Annotated in this window: 27 protein-coding genes, 1 tRNA gene and 1 pseudogene; 17 read left to right on the top strand and 12 right to left on the bottom strand. The window is 59.1% G+C overall.

Going from position 1 to position 26,568, the window contains the following annotated elements; translation table 11 throughout:
* Positions 1-71: 71 nt before the first annotated feature.
* The gene (gene ung, locus ACIPZE_RS06540; protein ID WP_064119805.1) at positions 72-764 is read left to right on the top strand and encodes a uracil-DNA glycosylase; all 693 of its coding nucleotides are present in this window, start codon (positions 72-74) and stop codon (positions 762-764) included.
* A 43-nt stretch (positions 765-807) separates the two neighbouring features.
* On the opposite strand, the gene ACIPZE_RS06535 is transcribed toward ung, so the two are convergent.
* The 5 genes from ACIPZE_RS06535 to ACIPZE_RS06515 all read right to left on the bottom strand — a co-directional run bounded on the left by ACIPZE_RS06535 (position 808) and on the right by ACIPZE_RS06515 (position 6,254).
* On the bottom strand, positions 808-1,842 hold the full coding sequence (locus ACIPZE_RS06535; RefSeq protein WP_400772012.1) for an AbrB family transcriptional regulator: 1,035 nt from the start codon (positions 1,840-1,842) through the stop codon (positions 808-810).
* On the bottom strand, positions 1,835-3,349 hold the full coding sequence (locus tag ACIPZE_RS06530) for a tripartite tricarboxylate transporter permease (protein WP_129390390.1): 1,515 nt from the start codon (positions 3,347-3,349) through the stop codon (positions 1,835-1,837). The genes ACIPZE_RS06535 and ACIPZE_RS06530 overlap by 8 nt, the downstream gene beginning before the upstream one ends.
* Position 3,350: 1 nt before the next feature.
* On the bottom strand, positions 3,351-3,815 hold the full coding sequence (locus tag ACIPZE_RS06525) for a tripartite tricarboxylate transporter TctB family protein (RefSeq protein WP_283437359.1): 465 nt from the start codon (positions 3,813-3,815) through the stop codon (positions 3,351-3,353).
* Between the two features lie 57 nt (positions 3,816-3,872).
* Complete coding sequence (locus ACIPZE_RS06520; protein ID WP_129390396.1) at positions 3,873-4,850, bottom strand: tripartite tricarboxylate transporter substrate binding protein; 978 nt, start codon at positions 4,848-4,850, stop codon at positions 3,873-3,875.
* 111 nt (positions 4,851-4,961) lie between these two features.
* Positions 4,962-6,254 carry an OprD family porin gene (locus tag ACIPZE_RS06515; RefSeq protein WP_400772011.1) on the bottom strand — a complete coding sequence of 431 codons (1,293 nt, stop codon included), beginning with the start codon at positions 6,252-6,254 and terminating at the stop codon, positions 4,962-4,964.
* Positions 6,255-6,490: 236 nt separating this feature from the next.
* Here ACIPZE_RS06515 and ACIPZE_RS06510 point away from each other — a divergent pair, with 236 nt between their 5' ends.
* Together ACIPZE_RS06510 and ACIPZE_RS06505 are read left to right on the top strand one after the other, a co-directional pair.
* Positions 6,491-7,162 (top strand): response regulator, encoded by a 672-nt coding sequence (locus tag ACIPZE_RS06510; protein WP_038358340.1) that lies wholly within the window; start codon positions 6,491-6,493, stop codon positions 7,160-7,162.
* Positions 7,155-8,540 (top strand): sensor histidine kinase, encoded by a 1,386-nt coding sequence (locus ACIPZE_RS06505; RefSeq protein WP_283437357.1) that lies wholly within the window; start codon positions 7,155-7,157, stop codon positions 8,538-8,540. The genes ACIPZE_RS06510 and ACIPZE_RS06505 overlap by 8 nt, the downstream gene beginning before the upstream one ends.
* Before the next feature lie 153 nt (positions 8,541-8,693).
* Here the strand turns inward: ACIPZE_RS06505 and ACIPZE_RS06500 are convergent, their stop codons facing one another.
* Together ACIPZE_RS06500 and ACIPZE_RS06495 are read right to left on the bottom strand one after the other, a co-directional pair.
* Positions 8,694-9,515, bottom strand: a complete 822-nt coding sequence (locus tag ACIPZE_RS06500; protein WP_283437356.1) for an HDOD domain-containing protein — start codon at positions 9,513-9,515, stop codon at positions 8,694-8,696.
* A gap of 35 nt (positions 9,516-9,550) precedes the next feature.
* Positions 9,551-10,492: a folate-binding protein YgfZ gene (locus ACIPZE_RS06495; protein ID WP_283437355.1), complete on the bottom strand. Its 942-nt coding sequence runs from the start codon at positions 10,490-10,492 to the stop codon at positions 9,551-9,553.
* Positions 10,493-10,642: 150 nt separating this feature from the next.
* On the opposite strand from ACIPZE_RS06495, the gene ACIPZE_RS06490 reads away from it, so the two are divergent.
* Positions 10,643-10,897 (top strand): succinate dehydrogenase assembly factor 2, encoded by a 255-nt coding sequence (locus tag ACIPZE_RS06490; RefSeq protein ID WP_053118052.1) that lies wholly within the window; start codon positions 10,643-10,645, stop codon positions 10,895-10,897.
* The gene (locus ACIPZE_RS06485) at positions 10,881-11,333 is read left to right on the top strand and encodes a protein YgfX (protein ID WP_283437354.1); all 453 of its coding nucleotides are present in this window, start codon (positions 10,881-10,883) and stop codon (positions 11,331-11,333) included. Before ACIPZE_RS06490 ends, ACIPZE_RS06485 begins: the two co-directional genes overlap by 17 nt.
* On the opposite strand, the gene nadB is transcribed toward ACIPZE_RS06485, so the two are convergent.
* The gene (gene nadB, locus ACIPZE_RS06480; protein ID WP_283437353.1) at positions 11,302-12,918 is read right to left on the bottom strand and encodes an L-aspartate oxidase; all 1,617 of its coding nucleotides are present in this window, start codon (positions 12,916-12,918) and stop codon (positions 11,302-11,304) included. The two genes, ACIPZE_RS06485 and nadB, sit on opposite strands and share 32 nt — an antisense overlap.
* 557 nt (positions 12,919-13,475) lie before the next feature.
* Here nadB and rpoE point away from each other — a divergent pair.
* The 4 genes from rpoE to ACIPZE_RS06460 all read left to right on the top strand — a co-directional run bounded on the left by rpoE (position 13,476) and on the right by ACIPZE_RS06460 (position 17,287).
* A complete protein-coding gene (gene rpoE, locus ACIPZE_RS06475) occupies positions 13,476-14,057 on the top strand; it encodes an RNA polymerase sigma factor RpoE (RefSeq protein WP_003172477.1) in 582 nt (193 codons plus the stop codon).
* Positions 14,058-14,087: 30 nt separating this feature from the next.
* Entirely contained in the window at positions 14,088-14,675 is a 588-nt protein-coding gene (locus tag ACIPZE_RS06470; RefSeq protein WP_283437352.1) for a sigma-E factor negative regulatory protein, read from the top strand.
* Between the two features lie 8 nt (positions 14,676-14,683).
* The gene (locus ACIPZE_RS06465; RefSeq protein WP_400772008.1) at positions 14,684-15,649 is read left to right on the top strand and encodes a MucB/RseB C-terminal domain-containing protein; all 966 of its coding nucleotides are present in this window, start codon (positions 14,684-14,686) and stop codon (positions 15,647-15,649) included.
* Between the two features lie 210 nt (positions 15,650-15,859).
* The gene (locus ACIPZE_RS06460) at positions 15,860-17,287 is read left to right on the top strand and encodes a DegQ family serine endoprotease (RefSeq protein WP_283437350.1); all 1,428 of its coding nucleotides are present in this window, start codon (positions 15,860-15,862) and stop codon (positions 17,285-17,287) included.
* Between the two features lie 81 nt (positions 17,288-17,368).
* Here ACIPZE_RS06460 and ACIPZE_RS06455 read toward each other — a convergent pair whose 3' ends face one another.
* The gene (locus ACIPZE_RS06455) at positions 17,369-18,802 is read right to left on the bottom strand and encodes a M48 family metalloprotease (RefSeq protein ID WP_129390430.1); all 1,434 of its coding nucleotides are present in this window, start codon (positions 18,800-18,802) and stop codon (positions 17,369-17,371) included.
* A 98-nt stretch (positions 18,803-18,900) separates the two neighbouring features.
* Here ACIPZE_RS06455 and ACIPZE_RS06450 point away from each other — a divergent pair, with 98 nt between their 5' ends.
* Positions 18,901-19,140: a sulfurtransferase TusA family protein gene (locus ACIPZE_RS06450; protein WP_129390433.1), complete on the top strand. Its 240-nt coding sequence runs from the start codon at positions 18,901-18,903 to the stop codon at positions 19,138-19,140.
* A 32-nt stretch (positions 19,141-19,172) separates the two neighbouring features.
* Complete coding sequence (locus tag ACIPZE_RS06445; RefSeq protein WP_283437349.1) at positions 19,173-20,243, top strand: AI-2E family transporter; 1,071 nt, start codon at positions 19,173-19,175, stop codon at positions 20,241-20,243.
* Positions 20,244-20,352: 109 nt separating this feature from the next.
* Here ACIPZE_RS06445 and ACIPZE_RS06440 read toward each other — a convergent pair whose 3' ends face one another.
* Together ACIPZE_RS06440 and ACIPZE_RS06435 are read right to left on the bottom strand one after the other, a co-directional pair.
* Positions 20,353-20,826, bottom strand: coding sequence for a peroxiredoxin (locus ACIPZE_RS06440; protein ID WP_129390439.1), 474 nt, complete (start codon positions 20,824-20,826; stop codon positions 20,353-20,355).
* Between the two features lie 10 nt (positions 20,827-20,836).
* Positions 20,837-21,397, bottom strand: a complete 561-nt coding sequence (locus tag ACIPZE_RS06435) for a glycine cleavage system protein R (protein ID WP_129390441.1) — start codon at positions 21,395-21,397, stop codon at positions 20,837-20,839.
* A 337-nt stretch (positions 21,398-21,734) separates the two neighbouring features.
* Between ACIPZE_RS06435 and dapA the strand changes: the two genes are divergently transcribed.
* The 6 genes and pseudogenes from dapA to ACIPZE_RS06405 all read left to right on the top strand — a co-directional run bounded on the left by dapA (position 21,735) and on the right by ACIPZE_RS06405 (position 26,226).
* Positions 21,735-22,613, top strand: a complete 879-nt coding sequence (dapA, locus tag ACIPZE_RS06430; RefSeq protein WP_129390447.1) for a 4-hydroxy-tetrahydrodipicolinate synthase — start codon at positions 21,735-21,737, stop codon at positions 22,611-22,613.
* Positions 22,614-22,630: 17 nt separating this feature from the next.
* Positions 22,631-23,746, top strand: a complete 1,116-nt coding sequence (gene bamC, locus ACIPZE_RS06425; RefSeq protein ID WP_283437347.1) for an outer membrane protein assembly factor BamC — start codon at positions 22,631-22,633, stop codon at positions 23,744-23,746.
* 6 nt (positions 23,747-23,752) lie between these two features.
* Positions 23,753-24,514, top strand: a complete 762-nt coding sequence (locus tag ACIPZE_RS06420; protein ID WP_129390454.1) for an MBL fold metallo-hydrolase — start codon at positions 23,753-23,755, stop codon at positions 24,512-24,514.
* A gap of 28 nt (positions 24,515-24,542) precedes the next feature.
* Positions 24,543-25,255, top strand: a pseudogene (gene purC, locus ACIPZE_RS06415) (phosphoribosylaminoimidazolesuccinocarboxamide synthase).
* Positions 25,256-25,338: 83 nt separating this feature from the next.
* Positions 25,339-25,428: transfer RNA gene (locus ACIPZE_RS06410), tRNA-Ser, on the top strand.
* 537 nt (positions 25,429-25,965) lie between these two features.
* On the top strand, positions 25,966-26,226 hold the full coding sequence (locus ACIPZE_RS06405) for a hypothetical protein (protein ID WP_283437345.1): 261 nt from the start codon (positions 25,966-25,968) through the stop codon (positions 26,224-26,226).
* 115 nt (positions 26,227-26,341) lie between these two features.
* On the opposite strand, the gene ACIPZE_RS06400 is transcribed toward ACIPZE_RS06405, so the two are convergent.
* Positions 26,342-26,548: a hypothetical protein gene (locus tag ACIPZE_RS06400; RefSeq protein WP_283437344.1), complete on the bottom strand. Its 207-nt coding sequence runs from the start codon at positions 26,546-26,548 to the stop codon at positions 26,342-26,344.
* Positions 26,549-26,568: the final 20 nt, after the last annotated feature.

Here is a 26,568-nt window from a genome sequence, read left to right as displayed (position 1 = left end):
GGTGTCAGAGCAATTGACAAGCGTGGTCGGCTTTCCTAGGGTTCGCCCCATTGTTTTTGCCGGGTATGACCATGACTGCTGACGACCGTATCAAACTCGAACCGAGCTGGAAGGAGGCACTGCGTGCTGAGTTCGACCAGCCTTACATGGCAGAGTTGCGCCAGTTTCTGCAGCAGGAGCGGGCGGCCGGCAAGGAAATCTATCCGCCGGGGCCGATGATTTTCAATGCCTTGAACTCGACGCCACTGGATAAAGTGAAGGTGGTGATTCTCGGCCAGGACCCGTATCACGGCCCGGGCCAGGCGCATGGTTTGTGCTTCTCGGTGCAACCAGGCGTGCCGGCGCCGCCATCGCTGGTCAACATCTATAAAGAATTGAAGCGCGACCTGAACATCGATATCCCCAATCACGGCTACCTGCAGAGCTGGGCCGATCAGGGCGTGTTGATGATCAACACCACCATGACCGTCGAGCGCGCCAACGCCAATGCGCACAAGGACAAGGGCTGGCAGTTTTTCACTGATCGGATCATTGAACTGGTCAGCGAACGCCAGCCGCATCTGGTGTTCATGCTCTGGGGCGCGCATGCGCAAAGCAAGCAGAAGCTGATCGATGCGACCAAGCATCTGGTGCTGACGTCGGTGCATCCGTCGCCGTTGTCGGCTTATCGCGGGTTCCTCGGTTGCGGGCACTTTGGCCGGACCAACAAGTTTCTTGAGCAGAATGGCGAGACGCCGATCGAGTGGCGTCTGCCGCCGATTTGAAGGGCCCCATCGCTGGCTTGCCAGCGATGAAGTCGACACGGTCTTACTCGGGATTACGATTCCAGTACTTGAACAACGGCTCCGCCAGAAACAGCACAAACAGCAACCGCATCACCTGCATCGCCGTCACCAGCGGCACCGACAGTTGCAGCGTCTCCGCCGTCAGACTCATTTCGGCAATTCCGCCGGGCATCATGCCCAGCGTCAGCGAACGCAGATCCAGATGCGTCAGCGCACTCAACCCCAACGCCGCCAGCGTCGCGATCAACATGGTCAACGCCGTGCCGATCAACGTGCGCCCCATGAATGAAGGCGCACGCCGGAAGAATTGCCGGTTGAAGTGACAGCCCAAACCGCTGCCAATCAACCACTGGCCAATCTGACTGCCGCCATCCGGCAAACCGATGTGCAGATCCCAGGCGATACTCACCGTGGCACTCACCAGCAGAGGCCCGAACAGCCACGGGTTCGGTTGGCGCAAACGTTGCCAGAGCCACGCGAGCAAACCACCCGCCGGAAACAAAATCGCCAGCCAGCGCCAATCGACGCTGCCAGCGTGGGCAATCGGGTTGCCGTCGCCAAGCAAATACTTGAACGCCGCCGGCACACACAACACCACCACCAACACCCGCAGACTCTGTCCCGCCGCGACGTGGCTGAGCATCGCGCCGTTGCGTGCGCCGAGGTTGACCATCTCTCCGGATCCACCGGGCATGCTCGAAAAAAACGCCGTGGCGCGATCCTCGCCGGTGCGCCGCATCAGCCACACGCCGACTACCGCCGACAGGCTGGTGACCAGCGCACCGAAGAAGATCAAACCGAAATGGCTGAGCACCTGCTCCATCACCACTGGAGTGAAGTGCAGGCCGATGCCGATGCCGACAATCCACTGGCCGCACTTGCGGCCGCCAGGGATTTCCGTGAGTTGCCAGGGGGTCAGGCAGCGTACGAGGATGATCGCCAACAACGAGCCGACCATCCACGGCAGTGGCCAGCCGATCTGGCTGGCGAGGTAACCGCCGAGCAGACCGACCAGCGGGGTTCCCCACCAGGACTTGAGGGAAGACCGATCAAACATCGGCGATGGCGCGTTGCGCGGCCGAACGTTTACGCCAGATGCGGATGATCGGCATCAGCAGCATGATCGCTGTGAGTACCCAGCAACCGAAGGTGATCGGACTCGACCAGAGAATCTCCAATGCACCGTTGGAGATCGACAGGGCACGACGCAGGTTCTGCTCCATCAGACCACCGAGGATGAAGCCCAGCAGCAGCGGCGACAACGGGAAATCCAGCTTGCGCAGGATGTAACCGAAGATGCCGATGCCGATCATCAGGAACAGGTCGAACGTGGTGGCATGCACCGCGTAAACGCCGATCCCGGTAATGATCGCGATGACCGGCACCAGTGCCCAGTTCGGCACGGCGAGGATGCGGGTGAATACGCGGATCATCGGGATGTTGAGGATCACCAGCATGACGTTGGCGATGAACAACGACGCGATCAGGCCCCAGACGATGTCTGGTTGTTGCTGGAACAGCAGCGGGCCGGGAGTAATGTTGTACAGCGACAGCGCGCCGATCATCACCGCCGTGGTGCCCGAACCGGGTACACCGAGGGTCAGCATCGGCACCAGAGCGCCGCACGCTGCGCCGCCGATGGCGGTTTCCGGGGCGGCGAGGCCACGGGCATCACCTTCACCGAACTTGCCGGTGGTACCGGCAATGCGTTTCTCGGTCATATAGGCCACGGCGCTGGCAAGGGTCGCGCCGGCACCCGGCAATACGCCCATGATGAAACCGAGGACGCCGCAACGCAGGTTCACGGTGAATACCGATGCCGCTTCCTTGAAGTTGAACATCATGCGACCGGTGGCTTTCACCGCTTCCTGGCCGTGGTGGGTTTTTTCCAGCAGCAGAAGAATTTCGCTGATGGAGAACAGGCCCAGCACCAATACGACGAACTGAATGCCGTCGGTCAGGTGAATGTTGTCGCCGGTGAAGCGATAAACGCCGCTGTTGGCGTCGATGCCGACGGTCGAGAGGAACAGGCCGATCAACGCCGCGATAAAGGTTTTCAACGGCCGGTCACCGGCCATGCCACCGAGACAGACAATCGCAAACACCATCAATACGAAGTATTCCGCCGGGCCGAAGGCAATCGCCCATTTCGCCAGCAGCGGGGCGAACAGCACCATGCCGCAAGTGGCGATAAACGCACCGATGAACGAGCTCCACGCCGACAGCGACAGCGCCACACCGGCCAGGCCTTTGCGGGCCATCGGGTAGCCGTCGAGGGTGGTCATCACGGTGGAGGCTTCGCCCGGAATGTTCAGCAGGATCGAGCTGATCCGGCCACCGTATTCGCAGCCCAGATACACCGCTGCCAGCAGGATCAATGCCGACTCCGGTGGCAAGCCGAGTGCAAATGCGATCGGGATCAGCAACGCCACGCCGTTGATCGGCCCCAGGCCCGGCAGCAGGCCGACCACGGTGCCGATCAGCGTGCCGCACAGCGCGGTCACCAGGTTGTACGGGCTCAGCGCGACGCCGAAACCCTGACCCAAATAGCCAAGAGTATCCATATCAGTTCTCCAGAACGCTGAGCAGGCCGAGAGGTAGCGGAACGTCCATCACACGGTCGAACAACAGGTAAAGACCGATGGCCATCAGGCTGATGATCACCGCGCTCGGCAACCAGCGGCCACCGTAGAGGCGAGCCATCGGTACGCCGGTGAGGATGCTGGCGACGATGAAGCCGAGGGGTTCGAAGGTGCCGGCGAACACCAGCAGCAGCACCACGCAGATGCCGATCTTGGTCAGGGTTTCGCGATCCAGCGGCGGCTCGTCATCACTGTGTTTGATCGCTGCCGGACGGAACACCATGTACAGCAGCGCCGCGCCCATCAGCGCAAGCATCAATAGAGGGAAAGCGCGCGGGCCGACGGGTTCGTATGAAAAAGCCGCTTGGTACGGCCACGCCATCAGTGCCAGGCCGACGCAGACCAGCAACAGCATCGAGGCGAAAATGCGTTGTAAAAGTGTGGACATGACAAACTCCTGGGCCATGCCCCCGTCAAGGGACATGGCCGTGGGATGCAGGGACGGTTACTGGATCAGGCCGAACTCTTTGGCCAGCACTTTGTAGTCCGCGACCTGCTTCTTCACGTAGGTGTCGAGTTCCGGGCCGGTCATGGCGAACGGGAACAGTTCACGCTGATCGCGCAGCTTGGCGAACTCGTCGGAGGCCAGCAGTTTGTCAAACGCGTCTTTCCACCAGGCGTAATCTTCATCGCTGACTTTTGGCCCCAGATAGAAACCGCGCACCACTGGCCAGACGATGTCGTAGCCCTGCTCGCGAGCGGTGGGGATGTCTTTCATTTCCGGCTCGTCGAGACGCTTGTCGGCGAACACCGCGAGCAGGCGCATGTCGCCGCTCTGGATGTGCGGCATGGAGTCGGAGATGTCGGTGCTGCCGACCTGGATGTGGCCGCCGAGCAGGGCGGTGGCGATTTCGCCGCCACCTTCGAGCGCCACATAGCGCAGGTCACGCGGGTTGATCCCGGCGGCCTTGGCGATCAGTGCGGTTTGCATCCAGTCCTGGCTGCCGACCGTGCCACCGGAACCGATGACCACCGAGCCTGGATCTTTCTTCAACGCCTGAACGAGATCGTCGAGGGTCTTGTAGGGCGAATCGCTTTTCACCGCGATGGCGCCGTAGCTAGTGCCAACCGCTGCCAGCCAGCGCACGTTGGTCTCATCGAAACGACCGAACTTGCCTTGCGCCAGGTTCAGCAGCGAACCGCTCGACCACGCGACCAGCGTGCCGGCATCGGCCGGACGCTGAGCAACCACCGCGTTGTAAGCCACTGCGCCGACACCGCCGGGCATGTAGGTGACGCGCATCGGTTTGCTCAGCAGTTTCTGATTGACCAGTGCGCTCTGCACCAGTTTGCAGGTCAGGTCAAAACCACCGCCCGGCGATGCCGGCGCAATGCATTCCGGACGTTTTGGTTCAGCCAGCAACTGGCCAGCAACCAGCATCATGCCGGCCGCCAAAGCAACTTTACGCAGTGAAAAATTCATTGGTCTCTCCACAGTTTTTTTGTTGTAAGGGCTTTTGTGTAGGAGCTGCCGAGGGCTGCGATCTTTTGATCTTTTGATCTCCCGACCACAACACCAAGGCATTTCAATCAATTACCAAAGGGCAACGCTATAGCTCACCAGCAAACGCACTTCATCCGCATCGCGAGCCGAGTAATTGGAACGGTAAGTAGCATTCCTCAAACGCACCGCGACATCCTTCAAGGCGCCGCTTTGTACTACATATTTGATCTCGGTGTTGCGCTCCCACTCTTTGCCTTCTTCACCGTTCTTGAGCTTGATGTTGTCACCGCTCAAGTAGCGGCTCATGAAGCTCAGGCCGGGGATGCCAAACCTGGCGAAGTCAAAGTCGTAGCGCGCCTGCCAGGAGCGTTCTTCAGCGCCGGCGAAGTCGTTGATCTGCACGAAGTTGACCAGGTACGGGTCGCTGCCATCGACGTAGGGGAAGGCGCTGTCGCCGGACATGTGCTGATAACCGGCGCTGAATTTGTGGCCGCTGAGTGCGTAGCTGACCAGACCGTTGAGCGAGCGGTTGTCGATCTCGCCGCCACGGGCCGCGCCTTGGTCATCACTGACGGCGAAACGCAGGTCGGTGGCGAACGTGCCCGGCCCCATCGGCCGCGAGGCAACGAGGCCAAAGAAGTGCTGGTTGTAGACATCGTCCAGTTGCGCGAAGTGATAACTGCCGGTGATCTTGTCGGTGAACTTGTAGTCGACGCCGCCAAAATCGAAGTGTTTGCCGGCAGCGGTACCGGCGAAACGGCTGTTCTTGTTGTTGAGGGCGATGTCTTCGAAGTCGGTGCTGTCGCGATCCTTGGCTTTCTCCAGTCGACCACCGGTGAACGTCAGGTTCTTGATCTCTTTGGAGGTCAGCAAACCGCCTTCAAACGTCTGCGGCAGGATGCGTCCGTCGTTGGGTTTGAGGATCGGCAGTTCGGGAATCAGGCTGCCGATTTTCAGTTCCGTGGCGGAGATTTTCACTTTGCCGGTCAGACCCAGCTTGGAGTATTCGTCTGCTGCACGCCCGTCGTCATGGGTCGGCAACAGACCGGTGCCGGTGCGGTCCGGGCTTGAATCGAGTTTCACCCCCAGCATGCCCAGCGCATCGACACCGAACCCCACGGTGCCGTCGGTGTAACCCGATTGCAGATTGAGCATGAAGCCTTGGGCCCATTCGTCACGCTTGGACTGTTGAGCGCTGGTGCCATCGCGAAAGTCGCGGTTGAAATACATGTTGCGGGTTTCGAAAGTGGCGCTGCTGTCTTCGATGAAGTCGGCAAAACTCAACGGCGAAAAACCGGCAAGAGCGGCGGCGCTGGCGAGGGCGGTGTGGCTGAGACGGGAAGGGCGAACAGGCGTGGACGCCTGCGGCTGCATGGACGGCATGCGGGTGTACTCCGTTTATTGTTCTTATTGGTCGAAAACGCTTCGTGGCGTTTTTCGTAGCGCTGTGTGGCAGCAGCGACGGCAGCCGGGACTGTCCGTGGGCCGACTCTAACCGGCTAACCTTTCGCTAACCTTTCAGCTGACTTTCAGCGTTTTCGGGCTTCACAGCGCCAGTTGCGGCTGTAAACTCCGCGGCAAAGCGTGGCGTCGGCCATCCCTGAACGAGGTAAAAATCCATGCGTGTTCTGCTCGTCGAAGACCATCTGCAACTGGCCGAAAGTGTCGCGCAGGCGCTCAAGAGCACCGGTCTGACCGTGGATGTGTTGCACGATGGCGTGGCCGCCGATCTGGCCTTGAGCAGCGAGGAGTACGCGGTGGCGATCCTCGATGTCGGCCTGCCGCGCATGGACGGTTTCGAAGTACTCGCGCGTTTGCGCGCACGCGGAAAAAATCTGCCGGTGCTGATGCTGACCGCGCGCAGTGATGTGAAGGACCGCGTGCATGGCCTCAATCTGGGCGCTGACGATTACCTCGCCAAACCATTTGAACTGACTGAGCTGGAGGCGCGGGTCAAAGCCCTGCTGCGCCGCAGTGTGCTCGGCGGCGAACGCCAGCAGCGTTGCGGCGTGCTGGCGTATGACCTCGACACCCGGCGTTTCACCCTAGGCGAAGAGTTGCTGACCCTGACCTCCCGCGAGCAAGCCGTGCTGGAAGCGCTGATCGCCCGACCGGGCAGGGTAATGAGCAAGGAGCAATTGGCTTCGCAAGTGTTCGGCCTCGACGAGGAAGCCAGCCCCGATGCCATCGAAATCTACGTGCATCGCCTGCGCAAGAAACTCGACGGCCAACCGGTGGCAATCGTGACTTTCCGTGGTCTCGGTTATCTGCTGGAAAGCCGCGATGCATAAGCCCAGCAGCCTGCGTTGGCGGTTGCTGTGGAACCTCGCGTTATTGCTGGTGGTGTTGATGCTCGCCAGTGGTTTGAGCGCCTATTGGAATGGACGTGAAGCGGCCGACACCGCGTATGACCGCACCCTGCTGGCCTCGGCGCGAACCATCGCTGCCGGGCTGTCGCAGCGTGACGGCAGCCTCAGCGCCGACGTGCCTTACGTGGCGCTCGATACCTTCGCCTACGACAGCGCCGGGCGGATTTATTATCAGGTCAACGATATTCATCAGAAGCTGATTTCCGGCTACGAAAACCTCCCCGGACCGCCGCCCGGCACCAAGCGCACCGACAGCTATCCGGCGCTTGCGCGGTTCTACAACGCGTCCTACAACGGCCAGAACGTGCGCGTGGTCAGTCTGTTGAAAGCGGTCACCGAACCGAACATGAACGGCATGGCGGAAATTCGCGTCGCTGAAACCGACGAAGCGCGAGTGAGCATGGCGCGCAGTCTCGCGGCCGATACGTTGCTGCGTCTGGGCATGCTGGCAATCGGCGCGTTGCTGTTGGTGTGGTTCGCGGTCAGCGCTGCGTTGCGTCCGTTGGAGCGTTTGCGCACGGCGGTTGAAGAGCGTCAGCCCGACGATTTGCGTCCGCTGCCGTTGGTCGAGGTGCAGCATGAGCTATGGCCACTGGTGCGTGCGCTCAATCATTTCACCGAGCGTCTGCGCGGGCAGTTTGAACGGCAGGCGCAGTTCATTGCCGATGCGGCGCATGAGTTACGTACACCATTGGCGGCGTTGAAGGCGCGGCTTGAGTTGGGCCTGCGCTCAACGGAGCCTGAGACCTGGCGCAGTACTTTGGAGTCGTCTGCGCAAAGCACTGATCGCCTGACTCATCTGGCCAATCAGTTGCTGTCGCTGGCACGCGTCGAAAACGGTGCGCGGGCGATTGCCGAGGGCGGGGCGCAGTTGCTCGATCTGAGCCAGTTGGCGCGCGAACTGGGCATGGCCATGGCGCCGCTGGCGCACAAGCGCGGGGTAGCGCTGGCGCTGGAGGCGGACGAACCTGTCTGGTTACGCGGTGAGCCGACGTTACTGAATGAGTTGCTGAGTAATCTTGTGGACAACGCATTGGCGCACACGCCACCGGGCGGCAACGTGATTTTGCGGGTGACTGCGCCGGCGGTGCTGGAGGTGGAAGACGATGGGCCGGGGATTCCGTTGGAGGAGCGTGATCGGGTGTTCGAACGCTTCTATCGGCGTAATCAGCAGGTGGCGGGTTCTGGCCTGGGCTTGGCGATTGTCGGTGAGATCTGCCGGGCGCATCTGGCGCAGATCAGTCTGCATGATGGCGAGCAGGCGGGGTTGAAGGTGCGGGTCAGTTTTATCGCCGGGTGATGGGCAAATTGGCTTTTGTGGCGAGGGAGCTTGCTCCCGCTCGGCTGCGCAGCAGTCGTAATTCCTCAAATCGCGGTGTATCTGATAAAAAAAATCGCCGGGTTTTGGGGCCGCTTCGCAGCCCAGCGGGAGCAAGCTCCCTCGCCACCGGTTTTAGTAAAACATCGTCCGCGACTCTTCCAGGTCCGCACACAACGCCTTGTTCTCTGGATCGATCCCAAGCTTCCTGAACGCCGGAACACTCAACGGATCAATCCGCGCAAATGGATGGTCGGTGCCCTTGTGGCAATACAGGCTCGCCACTTGCACCAGATCGACGTAATCAATGGCCGTCGAGTCGCGCTTGAAGTCCTGATAGCGCCCCGGCAATTCCACCAGGCGCTCCGGAAATTCCCAGACCCGCAGCAGCTTGTCGCCCAGCAACGGATGAATGTGGTCGATCACATGGTTGAGACTGACCGGGTCGGAAAGCAATTCGTAGTGATCTTCGGCGTAGGTCAGGATCGGCAGAACGCCGATCTGGTGTACCAGCCCTCCGAGCGCTGCCTGATCCGGTTTGAGTTGGGTGTAGCGGCGGCACAGGGCATAACTGACCCCGGCGATTTCCAGGCTCATGCGCCAGACTTCGCGCATCTTGTGTTCGACCACTTCGGAGCTGGCGTGGAAAATCTGCTCCATCACCAGGCCAATCGCCAGGTTGCTGCTGTAGTTGATGCCCAGCCGGGTGATGGCGGTGTGCAGGTCGGTGACTTCCTGTGCGGCGCGCAGCAACGGGCTGTTGACCACTTTGATCAGGCGCGCCGATAACGCCGTGTCCCGGCCGATCACTTTGCTCAGGTCGCTGACGCTGATTTCCGGGTCTTCGGCGGCCTTGCGAATTTGCAGGGCCACTTCCGGCAACGTTGGCAGAACCAGGTCATCGTTATCGATGGCCTCAACCAAATCCTGTTGGACCTTTTCCGCCAGTTCGCTCATTTAAACTCTCTAGGGTGTTGCGACAAATGCTGCGATCAGCGCTGGATTTCGCGGTCGCGATCCAGTTCGTACGGCAGGTCGAGCAAGTGCAGCGCCGGGCCTTCGAGGGTGCCCAGATGTAAATCACCGGCTTCGGCAGCTTCGGCTTGCAGCACCGCCAGGAGTTCAATGTTTTGTCCGGCATTGGCGGCCAGCACCACTTCGCCGATCGAACTGTTGTGGCTTGGCGCGAACAACTGTGTGCCAGGCTCCGGCAAGTCGGCAGCGTCCAGGCTCAGGCGATACAGGCGGCGCTTGAGTTTGCCGAGGTATTGCATGCGCGCGACGATTTCCTGGCCGGTGTAGCAGCCTTTCTTGAAACTCACGCCGCCCACGGCTTGCAGGTTGAGCATTTGCGGGATGAACAGCTCGCGAGTGCTCGGCATGACCTGACCGATACCGGCGCGGATCTGGCCCAGCAGCCATTGGTTCAGCTCGCCTTCCGGCAATGTTGCCGCCAGTTTGGCTTTGATCGCCTGAGCCTGATCGGCAGGCACCCAGAGTTCTGCGCGGTCTGGCGAAACACGAATGGCGATCAGGTTGTCGTTACGCACGACACCGTCGGTTTCTGCCGGCAGCTCGAGACCCAGGCCGGTCAGGGCGTTATCGCCATGTGCCAAGCCAAAGCGCACCCAGGCGGCGCTTTCATCGGTGAGTTTCGATTTGGAGAACACTGCGTACTTTTTCAGATCCGCCAGTTGCGGCTCGAGCAACTCGCTGGCCATCGCCAGGACCACGCCGTCACCTTCCAGCAGAATGCGGAAACTCGACTGCATCCGGCCTTTCTGGGTGCAACGGGCACCGAGGCTGGCGCGAGTGTCGCTCAGGTAATTGAGATTGCAGGTCAACTGGCCTTGCAGGAATTTTCCGGCATCCGCGCCGCGAACCGCGAGAACGCCTTCATGAGACAGGGTGCAGAAAAAAGCAGAATCGGCCATGGGTCATCGCAGGGTAAATAGACTGGGGCACATCATAAGGGCGCGTTGTTGAAATGGGTAGTTGATAAAGGATCGATGGTGCCCGACCAAAGCCGACTGTGCGACCCGTCTCGGGGCTGTATACTTGCCGGCAAATTTGAGGAGGGCCCCATGGTCGAACAAGTTGAACTGAACCGCCTGTTTTGGCACAGCCGTCGCGGCATGCTTGAGCTTGACGTGTTGCTGGTGCCATTCGTGAAGGAGGTCTACGCGACTCTGAACCAGGTGGATCGCGATCTGTATGTCCGTTTGCTGACATGCGAGGATCAGGACATGTTCGGTTGGTTCATGGAGCGCAGCGAGTCTGAAGACCCGGAACTGCAGCGCATGGTCCGGATGATCCTGGATCGTGTCCAGCCCAAGTAATTCGTTCGAATGCCGCTGGCATGCCTCTCGGCAGTTGCTGGCGGCGTATCTGTCGGCCCAGGCGTTCGCTCTGGGTGTGGTGTTTCTCCTATCGATTCCACTCTGGGCCAGTCTGCTCGCGGCGTTCGGCTGTGTGCTGCATGGCTTTTGGGTGTTGCCACGGCAGATTCTGCTGACGCATCCGCAGGCATTTTGTGGATTGCGTCGGGATGCCGATGGCTGGCAATTGTGGAATCAGGCGAAGGGCTGGCAAGCGGTGCAAATGCGCCCGGACAGCCTGGCGCTGCCGCTGATTGTGGTGCTGCGCTTTCGTCTGCGCGGGGAATGGCGGGTCAGATCGATCTGCGTGCCGCGAGACTCGCAGGTCGCCGATGTGCATCGACGCCTGCGAGTACGGCTCAAGTTCAGCCGGCGTAGGTGGGCGGCACCAGAATAGTGTCGAGCGCTTCGGGCAGCATGTCCGGATAGTCGAGGGTGTAATGCAGGCCGCGACTTTCCTTGCGTTCCATGGCTGAGCTGATCATCAGTTCGGCGACCTGGGCGAGGTTGCGCAGCTCGATCAGGTCACGGCTGACTTTATAGTTGCTGTAGAACTCATCGATCTCATCGAGTAGCAGGCGCACGCGGTGCTGCGCCCGTTGCAGACGCTTGTTGGTGCGCACGATGCCGACGTAGTCCCACATGAACCGGCGCAGCTCATCCCAGTTGTGCGCGATGATCACGTCTTCATCGGAGTCGGTGACCTGGCTGGCGTCCCAGACGGGCAGGGCGCTTGGCGCATCGACATCGTCCAACTGCGCGAGAATGTCCGCCGCCGCCGAACGGGCGTAAACGAAGCACTCCAGCAGCGAGTTGCTGGCCATGCGGTTGGCGCCATGCAGACCGGTGAAGCTGGTCTCGCCGATTGCATACAGTCCAGGCACGTCGGTGCGGCCGTTTTGGTCGACCATCACACCGCCACAGGTGTAATGCGCGGCGGGGACGACCGGGATCGGCTGTTTGGTGATGTCGATGCCGAAACCGAGGCAGCGCTCATAAACAGTGGGGAAGTGCGTCTTGATGAAGTCTTCGGGTTTGTGGCTGATGTCGAGATAGACGCAGTCGACACCCAGGCGCTTCATTTCATGGTCGATGGCCCGGGCAACGATATCGCGCGGCGCCAGTTCGGCGCGTTTGTCGAAGCGATACATGAAGCGTTCACCGTTTGGCAGCTTCAAGTGCGCGCCTTCGCCGCGCAGTGCTTCAGTGATCAGGAAGCTCTTGGCCTGCGGGTGATACAGGCAGGTCGGGTGGAACTGGTTGAATTCCAGGTTCGCTACCCGGCAACCCGAGCGCCAGGCCATGGCAATGCCATCACCGCAGGCGCCATCGGGGTTGCTGGTATAGAGGTAGACCTTGGCGGCGCCACCCGACGCCAGAATCACGAAGCGCGCGCCGTAGGTGTCGACTTCGCCGGTCTTGCGGTTCAGCACGTAGGCGCCGAGGCAGCGGTCGCCTTCCATGCCCAGGCGGCGTTCGGTAATCAGATCGACGGCGACGCGCTGCTCAAGCAACTCGATGTTCGAGCGTTCTTTGGCTTGGGCCAGCAAGGTTTTGAAGATCGCCGCCCCAGTGGCATCGGCCGCGTGGATGATGCGTCGATGGCTGTGACCGCCTTCCCGGGTCAGGTGAAACTCGAATCCGCCGTCTTCAGTGCCGGATTGTTCGTCGCGGGTGAACGGTACGCCTTGATCGATCAGCCACTGAATGGCTTCGCGGCTGTGCTCGACGGTGAAGCGCACGGCGTCTTCATGGCACAGTCCGCCGCCGGCATTGAGGGTGTCATCGACGTGGGATTCGACAGTATCGGTGTCGTCGAGAACGGCAGCGACGCCACCTTGTGCCCAGAAAGTGGAACCGTTGGCGAGATCGCCTTTGCTCAACACGGCAATGCGCAAATGACCCGGCAGGGTCAGCGCGAGACTCAAACCGGCAGCACCGCTGCCAATGACCAGAACATCATGTTGGAATTGTTGGCTCATTACAGGATTCCGCTCAAAGCGACCCGGGTCGGGGGTGGCGCAAGACAGCTGGTTCGGCGAGTCAAGACAGCCACACAGCCCACTAGTATATAGAGGGGTGGGGCGGCACAATAGCCGGCCACATATGGCATTGTGAAACTACTGTGACGGAAAAAACCGTGTGCTTCGTCGGATGTTTTTTTCGCCTGTATCGGGAAAAGACCACTGTATCGCCGCTGAAACACCGTTTTTCTGCACCGGGTCGCCCAATGTCAGTGGGGTGCGGCTATAAATATTTGGAACTTTTGCCAAAGGCCCAAGATCAATAGTCGGTGCCAGAAATAAGGGACGTGTCGGCTTCAGTGCGGAATCCGCGATTGGATTCCTGCCGGCGAAACCGATGACAAGATTATTCGCGCAGCCGGTTTATCCCGCGCTGCGTTTTTCGTGCGTGCCAAATCAGAGCGCGCAGGAAACTTGCCTGGAGGGGGAGAACTTTTGCGAAAAGCCCGAGTCTATGTTTGCAAGTCTGGTCGTTTAGTTATGCAAGTCTCCTTCGGGCTTATCGAGGAGTGTTCATGCTAACCCAGGAAGAGGATCAGCAGCTGGTCGAACGCGTTCAGCGTGGCGACAAGCGAGCGTTCGATCTGCTGGTGCTGAAATATCAGCACAAAATTCTCGGGTTGATCGTGCGTTTTGTGCACGACACCCATGAAGCCCAGGACGTGGCTCAGGAAGCCTTTATCAAGGCGTATCGAGCACTTGGAAACTTTCGCGGCGACAGTGCGTTTTATACGTGGCTGTACCGTATTGCCATTAACACGGCAAAGAATTACCTGGTTTCACGCGGCCGTCGGCCGCCGGATAGCGATGTAAGTTCCGAGGATGCAGAGTTCTACGACGGCGATCACGGCCTCAAGGATCTCGAATCACCAGAACGTGCACTGCTGCGGGATGAGATCGAAGGCACCGTCCATCGAACCATTCAGCAACTGCCAGAGGATTTGCGTACGGCGTTAACTTTACGTGAATTCGATGGTCTGAGTTACGAGGACATTGCGAGCGTCATGCAGTGTCCGGTGGGTACCGTGCGCTCCCGGATTTTCCGCGCCCGGGAGGCCATCGATAAAGCCCTGCAGCCGTTGTTGCAGGAAAACTGAGACAGCGGCGACAGCCAAGAGAGGAACGCCATGAGTCGTGAAGCCCTGCAGGAATCGCTGTCCGCAGTGATGGATAACGAAGCGGACGAACTGGAATTGCGTCGAGTGATCAATGCACTTGATGACGTAGAAACCCGTGAGACCTGGGCTCGTTACCAGATCGCTCGGGCAGCCATGCACAAGGATTTGCTGCTGCCACGTCTGGATATCGCTGCGGCAGTGTCTGCTGCGCTGGAAGACGAAACAGCACCGGCGAAAGTATCGCGCAGTCCATGGCGTAGCCTCGGCCGCCTGGCTGTTGCAGCCTCGGTGACTGTTGCCGTTCTGGCCGGTGTTCGCCTGTACAACCAGGACGAGATCGCTGGTGTCGAACTGGCACAGCAATCCAATCAGCCAACCCTGGCCACTCCACAGGTCAAAGGTCCGGCTGTTCTGGCAGGCTATAGTGAGAGTTCGGAAGCTACTGGCCCTATGGCCAACGGCGTACTGCAAGGTCAACCAGGCTGGCACGATCAGCGTCTGCCAGGCTACTTGCGTCAGCACGCTCAACAGGCTGCACTGAAAGGTACTGAAAGCGCGCTGCCTTACGCACGTGCTGCAAGCCTGGAAAACCGTTAAGGAGGATCATGCGCGCCATACCTCTACTTTCGCTTCTGCTGAGTGGCTGGTTCATTGTTCCAGCCCACGCCGATGAGGCTCAGGACTGGTTGACCCGCCTGGGCCAGGCCGAGCAGCAGCAAAGCTTTCACGGCACCTTCGTTTACGAGCGTAACGGTAGTTTTTCTACCCACAACATCTGGCATCGCGTCCAGAATGGCCAGGTCCGCGAGCGTTTACTCCAGCTCGACGGTTCGGCACAGGAAGTCGTGCGCATTGATGGGCATACTCAATGCGTCAGCGGCACCCTGATAGCCGGACTGGGGGATTCTCCCAACTCTGCCGCTCGTCCTCTCGATCCGCAAAAGCTGAAAAATTGGTATGACCTTGCCGTCATTGGCAAGTCGCGCGTGGCCGGACGCGATGCGGTGATCGTATCGCTGACCCCTCGCGACCAGCATCGATACGGTTTCGAACTGCATCTGGACAAACAGACCGGTCTGCCCCTGAAGTCATTGCTGTTGAATGACAAAGGGCAGTTGCTCGAACGTTTCCAGTTCACCAGTCTGGACACCGATGACGTCCCGTCGGACAAGGATCTTCTGGCTGACACCGACTGCAAGCCCGTTACGCTCGATAGCGACAAGGCTTCAGCCGTGAAGACTGCGCAGGTCTGGCATTCGGACTGGCTGCCGCCGGGTTTCGAATTGACCAGCAGCACCTCGCACAAAGATCCGGAAACCAAGACGCAGGTCAACAGCCTCATGTATGACGATGGCCTGGCGCGATTCTCGGTCTTCCTTGAGCCGCTGAACGGTGCAACTGTCACCGATACGCGGACTCAACTGGGTCCGACGGTTGCCGTTTCGCGTCGCCTGACCACGCCGCAAGGTGAAATGATGGTTACGGTGGTGGGTGAGATTCCGATCGGCACCGCCGAAAGAATTGCCCTGTCCATGCGTAACAATGACGGCACTTCAACCAGCAAGCAGTGAGCTGATTTCAGTCATTTCCACCTCTTATTCGAGACGTAGATGAAATGTTTGCTGAGCATTTTCATTTGCAAATACCCCGAAAATTTTTTATAGGTCAGAGCTTCACGGCTCTGGCCTTGTTTGTTGTTGCCGGAACAAAAATGCCGGTCGGTGGTTTCCGGTGTTCCTTGCTCCATATCGCTTAACCCTGCTCGTCGTAACGGGAGCTGTATGTCGATACCTAGCTTGAAGTCTTATCTCTCCATTTTCGCCACCGTGCTGGTGCTGGGCCAGGCAGTCCCTGCTGCGCAAGCAGCCGATCTGCCTGATTTCACCCAGCTGGTCGAACAAGCCTCGCCTGCGGTAGTGAACATCAGTACCACGCAGAAGCTGCCGGATCGCAAAGTGAACCAGCAGATGCCTGATCTGGAAGGCTTGCCGCCCATGCTGCGCGAGTTCTTCGAGCGCGGCATGCCGCAGCAGCGTTCGCCGCGCGGTGATCGTCAGCGTGAAGCACAGTCGCTGGGGTCGGGCTTCATCATTTCCCCGGACGGTTACATCCTCACCAACAACCATGTGATCGCCGATGCTGACGAAATCCTCGTTCGCCTCGCTGATCGCAGTGAAATGAAAGCCAAGCTGGTCGGCACTGATCCACGTTCCGACGTGGCCTTGCTGAAAATCGAAGGCAAGGATCTTCCGGTGCTCAAGCTCGGCAAATCCCAGGATCTGAAAGCCGGCCAATGGGTCGTAGCGATCGGTTCGCCATTCGGCTTTGACCACACGGTGACCCAAGGCATCGTCAGCGCCGTCGGTCGCAGCCTGCCGAACGAAAACTATGTGCCGTTCATCCAGACCGACGTGCCGATCAACCCGGGTAACTCCGGTGGCCCGCTGTTCAACCTGAACGGTGAAGTAGTCGGCATCAACTCGCAGATTTACACCCGCTCCGGTGGTTTCATGGGCGTGTCGTTCGCCATTCCGATCGACGTGGCGATGGATGTTTCCAATCAACTGAAGAGCGGTGGCAAAGTCAGCCGTGGCTGGTTGGGCGTCGTCATCCAGGAAGTGAACAAGGACCTCGCCGAGTCATTTGGACTGGAAAAACCGGCCGGTGCACTGGTTGCGCAGATTCAGGATGACGGCCCGGCTGCCAAGGGTGGGCTGCAAGTCGGCGACGTGATTCTCAGCATGAACGGTCAGCCGATCGTCATGTCTGCCGACCTGCCACATCTGGTCGGTGCACTGAAGGCTGGCGCCAAAGCCAATCTGGAAGTGATTCGTGAAGGTAAGCGCAAAAACGTCGAACTGACGGTTGGCGCCATCCCGGATGAAGACAAGGAGCTGGATGCACTACCGAAGACCGGCGCTGAAAGCACCAGCAATCGCCTCGGTGTTTCGGTTGGCGAACTGACCGCCGAGCAGAAGAAAACCTACGACCTCAAAGGTGGTGTGGTGATCAAGGAGGTGCAGGACGGCCCTGCTGCCCTGATCGGTCTGCAGCCAGGTGATGTGATCACGCACCTGAACAATCAGGCCATCGGCTCTACCAAGGAGTTCGGTGAGATCGCCAAGGCGCTGCCGAAGAACCGTTCAGTGTCGATGCGTGTTCTGCGTCAAGGTCGCGCCAGCTTCATTACCTTCAAACTGGCTGAGTAATCCAGCGGTAAGTTAAAAAAGAAACCGCCTCGAAAGAGGCGGTTTTTTTGTGCCTGAAGCTTTTGTCTTGCGCTGATGAACTCAGCCCATCATGTCCTTGATCATGCGTTCCTGCTCCATCAGCTCACGCTGACGGGCATCGATCCGCGAGGACAGCGGGAAGTTGTTGCCGGCCTTGCGCTTGGCGAAGTCCAGTTGCTGGATCGCCTGACGATAATCGCCTACCAGCGCAAAGTATTCGGCGCGGGCCTGATGCAGGCCGATGATATTGCCCGACAGGCCGCGAGTCTCGGCCACCTGATACCAGACGTCCGGATCATCCGGGCGCGACTTGAGCAGGCCTTCCAGCGCCTTCTCGGCATCCGCCGCACGATTCTCTTTTAGCAGCAGATCGACACGAACCTGATTCAGCGGGTAGTTGCCCGGATATTGCGTGAGCATCCGGTCAACCCGCGACTGTGCGTCGGGCAAGCGATTGTTGGTGATGTCCAGATCGACTTGCGCGAGGTTGTAGATGATCTCGTTCGGCGACTTCGCCAGCAGTTGTTTCAAGTTTTCGCGCGCTTCATTCAATTGGCCGCCCTTGATTTGCGCGATGGCCAGGCCATAACGCGCGACATCGCTTTGCGGGTTCTCATCCAGCTGCGCGCGGAAGCGTTTGGCGCCCAGGCCCGGAGTTTCTTCGTAGATCAACTGCACGCGCGCGCGAATCAACTGATAGCGCATGGTGTCTTCGATGCCGCCCGGTTTGGCCTGTTCGGCGCGGTTACGGGTGTCGGCGATACGCGACTCGGTTACCGGGTGAGTCAGCAGGAATTCCGGCGGTTTGGCGTCGAAGCGATATTGGCGCATCAGACGCTCGAACATGGTCGGCATCGAGCGCGGATCGTATCCGGCCTTTTCCAGATTGAGGATGCCGATGCGGTCGGCTTCCTGTTCGTTCTGCCGGGAGAAAGTCCGTTGCGACTGAATCGCCGCCGCTTGCGTACCGGCAATGGTCGCGATCCCGGCTTCACCGCCGCCGGCCGCCGCAATGACGATGCCGGCGAGCAGCGCGGCCATCATCGGCACCTGCATGCGCTGCGAGGCTTCGACGCCACGGGCGAAGTGGCGTTGCGACAAGTGAGCCAATTCGTGCGCCAGTACCGACGCGTACTCGCCTTCGGTCTGCGCATTGAGGAACAGGCCGCCGTTGACTCCGACAACGCCACCAGGCGCTGCGAAAGCGTTGAGCTGCGGACTGTTGATCAGAATGAATTCGAGGCGGCGGTCGGTGACCTGGCTGGTCTCCACCAGCTTGTAAACGCTGGACTCGACGTAGTCCTTGAGCTGCGGATCGTTGAGCTGTGAAACCTGGCTGCGCAGCATGGCCAGCCAGGCGCGACCGAGCTGATATTCCTGTTGCGGTGAGACGATGGCAGAACTGGCGTCGCCAAGTGACGGCAGATCGTCGGCAAAGCCCGGTGAGGCGAGCAGGCAAGCGAGCGTCAGCAGGGTAGGGCGCAGAAAAGTCATGCACAAAGCCTTAGAAGACAAAGACCTTACTGTAGCCGGACACCGGGCCTGCGACCAGATATTCTAGGCAGCTCGACGACCACAACCGGAGTGACGCAATGACTGACGCTGTAGCCCATGATGTTGAACTGGACGCCAGTGGCCTCAATTGCCCGTTGCCGTTGCTCAAGGCAAAAATGGAACTGAACAAGTTGGCCAGTGGTGCGGTGCTCAAGGTGATCGCCACCGATGCCGGTTCGCAGCGCGACTTCCGCACCTTTGCCAAATTGGCCGGTCATACGCTGCTGCGCGAAGAAGACGAAGCAGGCATTTACCGCTATTGGTTGAAAAAAGCCTGATACCGCCAGCGTAAAAGACCTAAGGAATATTGATGTTCAAAGTGTTACGCGACTGGATTCAGCGCTACTTCTCCGATGAAGAAGCCGTGGTGCTGGCGGTGCTGTTGTTTCTCGCTTTTACCGCCGTGCTCACCCTCGGTGGCATGCTCGCGCCAGTGTTGGCGGGAATGGTGCTGGCGTATCTGATGCAAGGGCTGGTCGTCAGCCTCGAACGCCTGCGCGTCCCCGGCGCCGCCGCAGTGGGACTGGTATTTGCGTTGTTCATGGGCGTGCTGATGGTATTCATTGTCGTGGTCGTGCCGTTGCTCTGGCACCAGTTGATCACGCTGTTCAACGAACTGCCGGGCATGCTCGCCAAGTGGCAATCGCTGCTGCTGTTGCTGCCGGAGCGCTATCCGCATCTGGTCTCCGACGAGCAGGTGCTGCAAGCCATCGAAGTGGCGCGCGGCGAGATCGGCAAGTTCGGCCAGTGGGCGCTGACGTTTTCGCTCTCGAGTCTGCCGCTGCTGGTGAACATCATGATCTATCTGGTGCTGGTGCCGATCCTGGTGTTTTTCTTCCTCAAGGATCGCGCCATGATCGGCGAGTGGGTGCGCGGTTATCTGCCGCGTGAGCGGGCACTGATTACCCGGGTCGCGCAGGAAATGAACCGGCAGATCGCCAACTACATTCGCGGCAAGGTTATCGAGATCGTGATTTGTGGCGGTGTGACCTACATCGCTTTCGTTGCGCTCGGACTCAACTACGCGGCGCTGCTGGCGTTGTTGGTCGGCGTGTCGGTGGTGGTACCGTACGTTGGCGCCGTGGTGGTGACCGTGCCGGTGTTGCTGATTGCGCTGTTCCAGTGGGGCTGGAGCGATCAGTTCATTTATTTGATGGCGGTCTACGGGATCATTCAGACACTGGATGGCAACGTGCTGGTGCCATTGCTGTTCTCGGAGGCGGTCAACCTGCACCCGGTGGCAATCATCTGCGCGGTGCTGTTGTTTGGCGGCTTGTGGGGATTCTGGGGAGTGTTCTTTGCGATCCCGCTGGCGACGCTGTTCAAGGCTGTGCTGGATGCGTGGCCGCGCAAGGAGCCTGAAGTTTCGCCGCTGCTTTGAAAGCAAAGATCGCAGCCTTCGGCAGCTCCTGCAGGGGTCGTGTTACCGCGAAATATGCGATCGGACATCGAACCCTGTAGGGGCTGCCGCAGGCTGCGATCTTTTGATCTCAGGCCTTGTTCAGATCCTGAGCAGCAGCCAAAACCGCATCAACATGCCCCGGCACTTTCACGCCACGCCATTCCTGGCGCAGCACACCGTCCTTATCGATCAGGAAAGTGCTGCGATCAACGCCCAGGTATTCTTTGCCGTAAAGTTTCTTCAGCTTGATCACGTCGAACAGCTGGCAGACAGCCTCGTCCTTGTCGCTGATCAGTTCGAACGGAAAAGCCTGCTTGCCCTTGAAGTTCTCGTGGGACTTCACGCTGTCGCGCGAAATGCCGAAAATTTCCGTATTGGCAGCCTGAAAAGCTGCGTATTGATCACGAAAGCCCTGGCCTTCCGTGGTGCAGCCCGGGGTGCTGTCCTTCGGATAGAAGTAAATCACCACTTGCTTGCCTTTCAGGGCAGACAGGCTGACGGTCTGCCCGCTGGTGGCAGGTGCTTCGAAATCCGCAACCGGTTGGTCGATGACAACGGCCATGAAAGCTTCCTTACATTGGGTTTTGTGGGCGCCAAGGCTCGATCAGTGCGTCCAGGTTCATCGCATCGGCGAAGTCGAGGAACTGATCACGCAGCCAGCTGATCTGGGTGCCGGCCGGCAGGGTCACGGTGAACGTGGCGTTGAGCATGGTGCCGCCGGTCTGTGGCGCCTGATACGTATCGCACGTCAGGTTTTCCAGTTCGACATTGTGATCCATGAAGAACTGGCACAGCTCATTGATGATGTCCGGGCGATACGCGGAACTGACGTAAGCCACGTACGGCAGGGCCTGTGGACGATTTTCCAGCGCGGCGCTGCGCACCACGTTAACGGTGAACGCGTGCTTTTTGGCGAGCCCCGACAGGCTGCCTTCCAGGCGGGCGAGGGCGTCCCAGCTGCCGGTGATCTCAAGGATCAGCGCGCTGCACTCGCCGTGGCGGGTCAGGCGTGACGTGACTACGGCGCAGCGATTTTCATGGCTGGCGCGGCACAGGACGTTGGTCAGCTCCATGGGGTTGGCGCCGAGGGCACTGATGACAAGGAATTGTTCGCGGACTGTGGGGGTGGACATGCAGCATTCCTAAAGCGATGAGCGGTCGGTAGGTTAACGGGCGTTGGTCGCCGGGAGTGCCTGTGATGACCCGATCTGGCTGTCCTTTCAGAAAACTCCGGCAAGCTCGCGGCTCGCTCCACTATAGCGGGAGCGCGTCGATGCGACGCAGGAACGGGGTCTGGGAGGCCGTAAAGGGAGGCTGGAACCCGGCGTACAAGCTGATCAATACCGATCAAAGTCTGAAGGGTAGCGAAAAGCGGCGCCAAGGGGAATGGCGGCAGCGCAGTACTTCGCTTGTGCAAGCATCTTGGCGCCAGTACCATTACCGCTCTCTTTTTCCGGCAGGAGCGGTTTCATGATTGCGGGCAGTATGGTGGCACTGGTCACTCCCATGGATGCACAAGGGCGTCTTGACTGGGACAGCCTCAGCAAACTCGTGGACTTCCATCTCAAGAACGGCACCCATGCCATTGTCGCGGTCGGTACTACCGGCGAGTCGGCAACCCTTGATGTTGAAGAACACATCGCCGTCATCAAAGCCGTGGTCAAACAGGTTGCAGGGCGTATTCCGGTCATCGCCGGCACTGGCGCCAACTCGACCCGCGAAGCCGTCGAGCTGACCCGCAACGCCAAGGAAGCCGGTGCCGATGCCTGCCTGCTGGTCGTTCCGTACTACAACAAGCCGACCCAGGAAGGCTTGTACCAGCACTTCAAGTTCATCGCTGAAGCGGTCGACATTCCACAGATTCTCTACAACGTTCCTGGCCGCACGTCTTGCGACATGCAGGCCGAGACCGTGATTCGCCTGTCCACCGTGCCGAACATCATCGGTATCAAGGAAGCCACTGGCGATCTGAAGCGCGCCAAGGCGATCATCGATGGTGTGAGCAAGGACTTCATCGTGCTGTCCGGCGATGATCCGACCGCCGTCGAGCTCATCCTGCTGGGTGGCAAAGGCAATATCTCTGTTACCGCCAACGTCGCTCCGCGCGAAATGGCCGACCTGTGCGAGGCCGCGCTCAAGGGCGACGCCGACACCGCACGGGCAATCAACGAAAAACTGATGCCGCTGCACAAAGACCTGTTCATCGAAGCCAACCCGATTCCGGTGAAATGGGCTTTGGTTGAAATGGGCCTGATGCACGAAGGCATCCGCCTGCCGCTGACCTGGCTGAGCACACCTTGTCATGAAACGTTGCGCTCGGCCCTGCGCCAGTGCAGCGTCCTGGTTTAATTGAGGAAGTACAACGCATGAAGCGAATGGCCGGACTTTCCGCACTTGCCTTGATTATCTCCAGCACCAGTGGCTGCGGATGGGTCTGGGGCCCGGAAGGTTATTTCCGTGACCGTGGTAGCGATTACCTGGAAGCGCAACAGACTGCACCGATGCAACTGCCACCGGATGTCAGCACTTCCAAGCGTCTGGATCCGCTGCTGCCGATCCCGCGCAACGTTGCTGATGACACCGCCAAGGGCGAGTACGTGGTTCCACGTCCTCAGCCGTTGTCGGCGATCGCCGATGCCACCGACTACTCGCTGCAGAAGAGCGGCGATTCGCGTTGGGTCATGGCCCAGCATCCACCGGCCGAAGTCTGGCCAGTGGCGGTGCAGTTCTTCCAGGACAACGGTTTCCGTCTGGATGAACAGCGTCCGCAAACCGGCGAATTCACCACCACCTGGCAGCATTCCGATGAGCTGTCCGCGTCGATGGCCAAGCGCCTGAGCGCGGCCGGCATCGCCAGCGACAGCGAAACCCGCGTCCGTGTCCGCATCGAGCCAGGCGTGCAGCGCAACACCAGTGAAATCTACGTGGTCAGCGCCGAGCGTCCTGCCGGCAGCACTGCCGATGTCGATTTCACCAACCGTTCGGTCAACACTGGCCTGGACGCAGCCCTGGTCGACGACATGCTCGCGAGCATGAGCCGGATCTCCGAGAAGGGCGGTTCGGTGTCGATGCTGGCCTCGCGTGATTTCGATACGCCGAGCCGTGTCAGCCTCAGCGAAGACGGCAGCGGCAACCCGGTGTTGAACGTCGGTACCGATCTGGACCGTGCCTGGTCGAGTGTTGGCCGTGCGCTGGAGCAAGGCGAATGGCGCGTTGAAGACATCAACCGCAGCCTCGGCCTGTACTACATCAACCTGGCCGAAAAAGCCGAAAAGAAAGACGACAAGCCTGGTTTCTTCAGCAGCCTGTTCGGCAGCGCGCCGACCAAGGAAGAAGTTGAGTCCCGTGCCGAGCGTTATCAGGTTCGCCTGAGCAAGGTTGGCGAGAACATTCAGGTGACCGTCGAGAAAAACATCAACACCGTTGCGCCGGCTGAAGTGGCGCGCAAAGTGCTGAGCGTGATTCAGGACAACCTGGGCTGATCAACCATGCGTTTTGCCGTTCTCGGCAGCGGTAGCCAAGGGAACGGCACGCTGATCGCCAGTGCTGATACGTATGTGCTGGTGGATTGTGGTTTTTCCCTGCGGGAAACCGAAAAACGCCTGTTGCGCCTGGGTGTGAACCCGGCGCAACTGAGCGCGATACTCGTAACCCACGAACATGCCGACCACGTGCATGGCGTGGGTTTACTGTCTCGGCGCTACAATCTACCGGTCTACCTCAGTCGCGGCACACTGCGCGGGATGCGCAAACCGATTGAACCCGCAGGCTTTCTGGCCGGCGGCGAGCAACTGCAGATCGGTGCTCTGAACATCGGGGTCATTGCCGTGGCCCATGATGCGCAGGAACCGACCCAATATGTTTTCAGTGATCACGAGCAGCGGCGCTTCGGCCTGCTGACCGACCTGGGTTCCTATTGCGAGCGGGTGCTGGACGGTTATCGGGATCTCGATGCGTTGATGATCGAGTCCAACCATTGTCGCGACATGCTGGCCCGTGGTCATTACCCGTACTTTCTCAAGCAGCGGGTGGGCGGCGAGCTGGGACATTTGAACAACCATCAGGCGGCATTCCTGGTGTCCGAGTTGGGTTGGCAGGGTTTGCAACACCTGGTCCTGGCCCATCTGAGCAGCAAGAACAACATGCCGCAGCTGGCCCGGCAATGTTTCGTCGACACCCTCGGGTGCGACCCGGACTGGCTGCAACTGGCCGATCAAGATTCAGGGCTCGACTGGCGCCACATCGCCTAGCCCACCTACTTAGCAAGCGGAGCCCATCATGGAAAAACGTAAGAACTCTACCGCGGCAAAGCCAAATCGGTTTACAAGACCGACGACGCTGACCGCTTGATCCTGCTGTTTCGCAACGACACCTCGGCGTTCGACGGCAAGCGCATCGAGCAGCGCGCCCGCAAAGGCATGGTCAACAACAAGTTCAACGCCTTCATCATGCAGAAACTCGAAGCGGCCGGCATTCCGACCCAATTCGACAAACTGCTGGCCGACAACGAAGTTCTGGTGAAGAAGCTCGACATGATCCCGGTCGAGTGCGTTGTGCGTAACTACGCTGCCGGTAGCCTGGTCAAGCGTCTGGGCGTCGAAGAAGGCCTGAAGCTCAACCCTTACACCTTCGAACTGTTCCTCAAGGACGACGCCAAGGGCGACCCGTTCATCAACGAATCCCACGTCGTGGCATTCGGTTGGGGCACCGCTGAGCAACTGGTTCGCATGAAAGAACTGTCGCTCAAGGTCAACGAAGTCCTGACCAAGCTGTTCGACGACGCCGGCCTGCTGCTGGTCGACTTCAAGCTTGAGTTCGGCGTATTCAGCGACGGCTCCATCGTCCTCGGTGACGAGTTCAGCCCGGACGGCTGCCGTCTGTGGGACAAGGACACCAAGAAGAAAATGGACAAGGACCGCTTCCGCCAGGGCCTCGGTGACGTCATCGAAGCCTACGAAGAAGTCGCCAATCGTCTGGGCGTACCGCTTTAATCGACGCAAGCATCTGATAGCACGAAGAAATTTTCGAAAGAGGGTTTGCTTTCGGTAAAAGTGTTGTTATGATGCGCGCCGTTGGAGAGATGCCAGAGTGGCCGAATGGGACGGATTCGAAATCCGTTGTACCTTCACCGGTACCTAGGGTTCGAATCCCTATCTCTCCGCCATTACATAGAAAAAGCCCCGTAGCTGAGAAGCTACGGGGCTTTTTTGTTTCCGGATTCCATGAATTTCAATGCTCATTCTTTTAGAGAACGACTCGGCTGCTTTCAATAGGGTTGCGCACGATCTACTCAGTTTGAGTGCCTCTCTGTCCGCCATCCCTTTGCAGTGATATCGTCAGGCTATCACGGAGTCGGAAAGGGTGAGCAGAATGAAGATAATACTGGTCGTAGCTGCTTTAGCATCAGCGGTGGCATTTTCAGCCGGCGTGCAGGCGCGTGGCAGCAGCTCCTTTGGGCATTCGTCGTACAAGTCCAGCTATTCATCTGGAAGTCGTTCTGATCACTCCGTTGCTGGATATACACGAAGCAATGGCACCTATGTTCGACCCGCCCATGCTACAAATCCAGATTCCACAAAAAACAATAACTACAGTACTAAGGGAAATGTGAATCCGTACACTGGAAAATACGGTACTAAATCTCGTGATGGTCAGTAATCACTAGATTTCTGTGTTTCGTTGGAGCATTGCGAGGTGGTTGATGAAGGCACTTTATGGCGTCTGTTTGCTCGTATCGATGGCTGGATGCGCAACTGCCCTTGCTGATACATTCGACAGCTACGAATGCACGGATGATTGCTCAGGACACCAGGCCGGCTATGACTGGGCCGAAGAAAACGACATTGACGATGAGTCCTCTTGCGACACCCCGTCGCAGTCCTTCAATGAAGGTTGTCAGTCTTTTGTCGAGGGTGGCGGAGCATCTATATCTTCAGATGACGACGATGATGACGACGATTGAATGCCATCGACGGTCTTCGCAAATCTCGTATTTTGTCTACAACAAAGCCCCACAGGCCTGAACCCGTGGGGCTTTTTCATTTGCGCAAGGCTACATCACCCCGCGCCCCAGCCGTTCACGGCTGCGAGTGGCCCAACTTGCGTTTGATCAATTCATACACATCCTTATGCGTCGAGTTATGCAGCGACTTGTCCATGCACGCGGTTGTCAGGAAGGTTTTCACTTCGTCCCTGGCATGCGGGTAGAGGCCGGCGACATAGTCAGCTTCGTGTTCTTGCGTGCAGTTGAAGTGCTTGTCGTCTTTCGCTTTGTCTCTAGCCATTTCTGCGGCTCCTTTTGAGT

The organism is Pseudomonas sp. NPDC089741 (genome assembly GCF_044748825.1).
GTDB lineage: Bacteria > Pseudomonadota > Gammaproteobacteria > Pseudomonadales > Pseudomonadaceae > Aquipseudomonas > Aquipseudomonas helmanticensis.
This window is presented reverse-complemented; position numbering and strand designations above follow the sequence as displayed.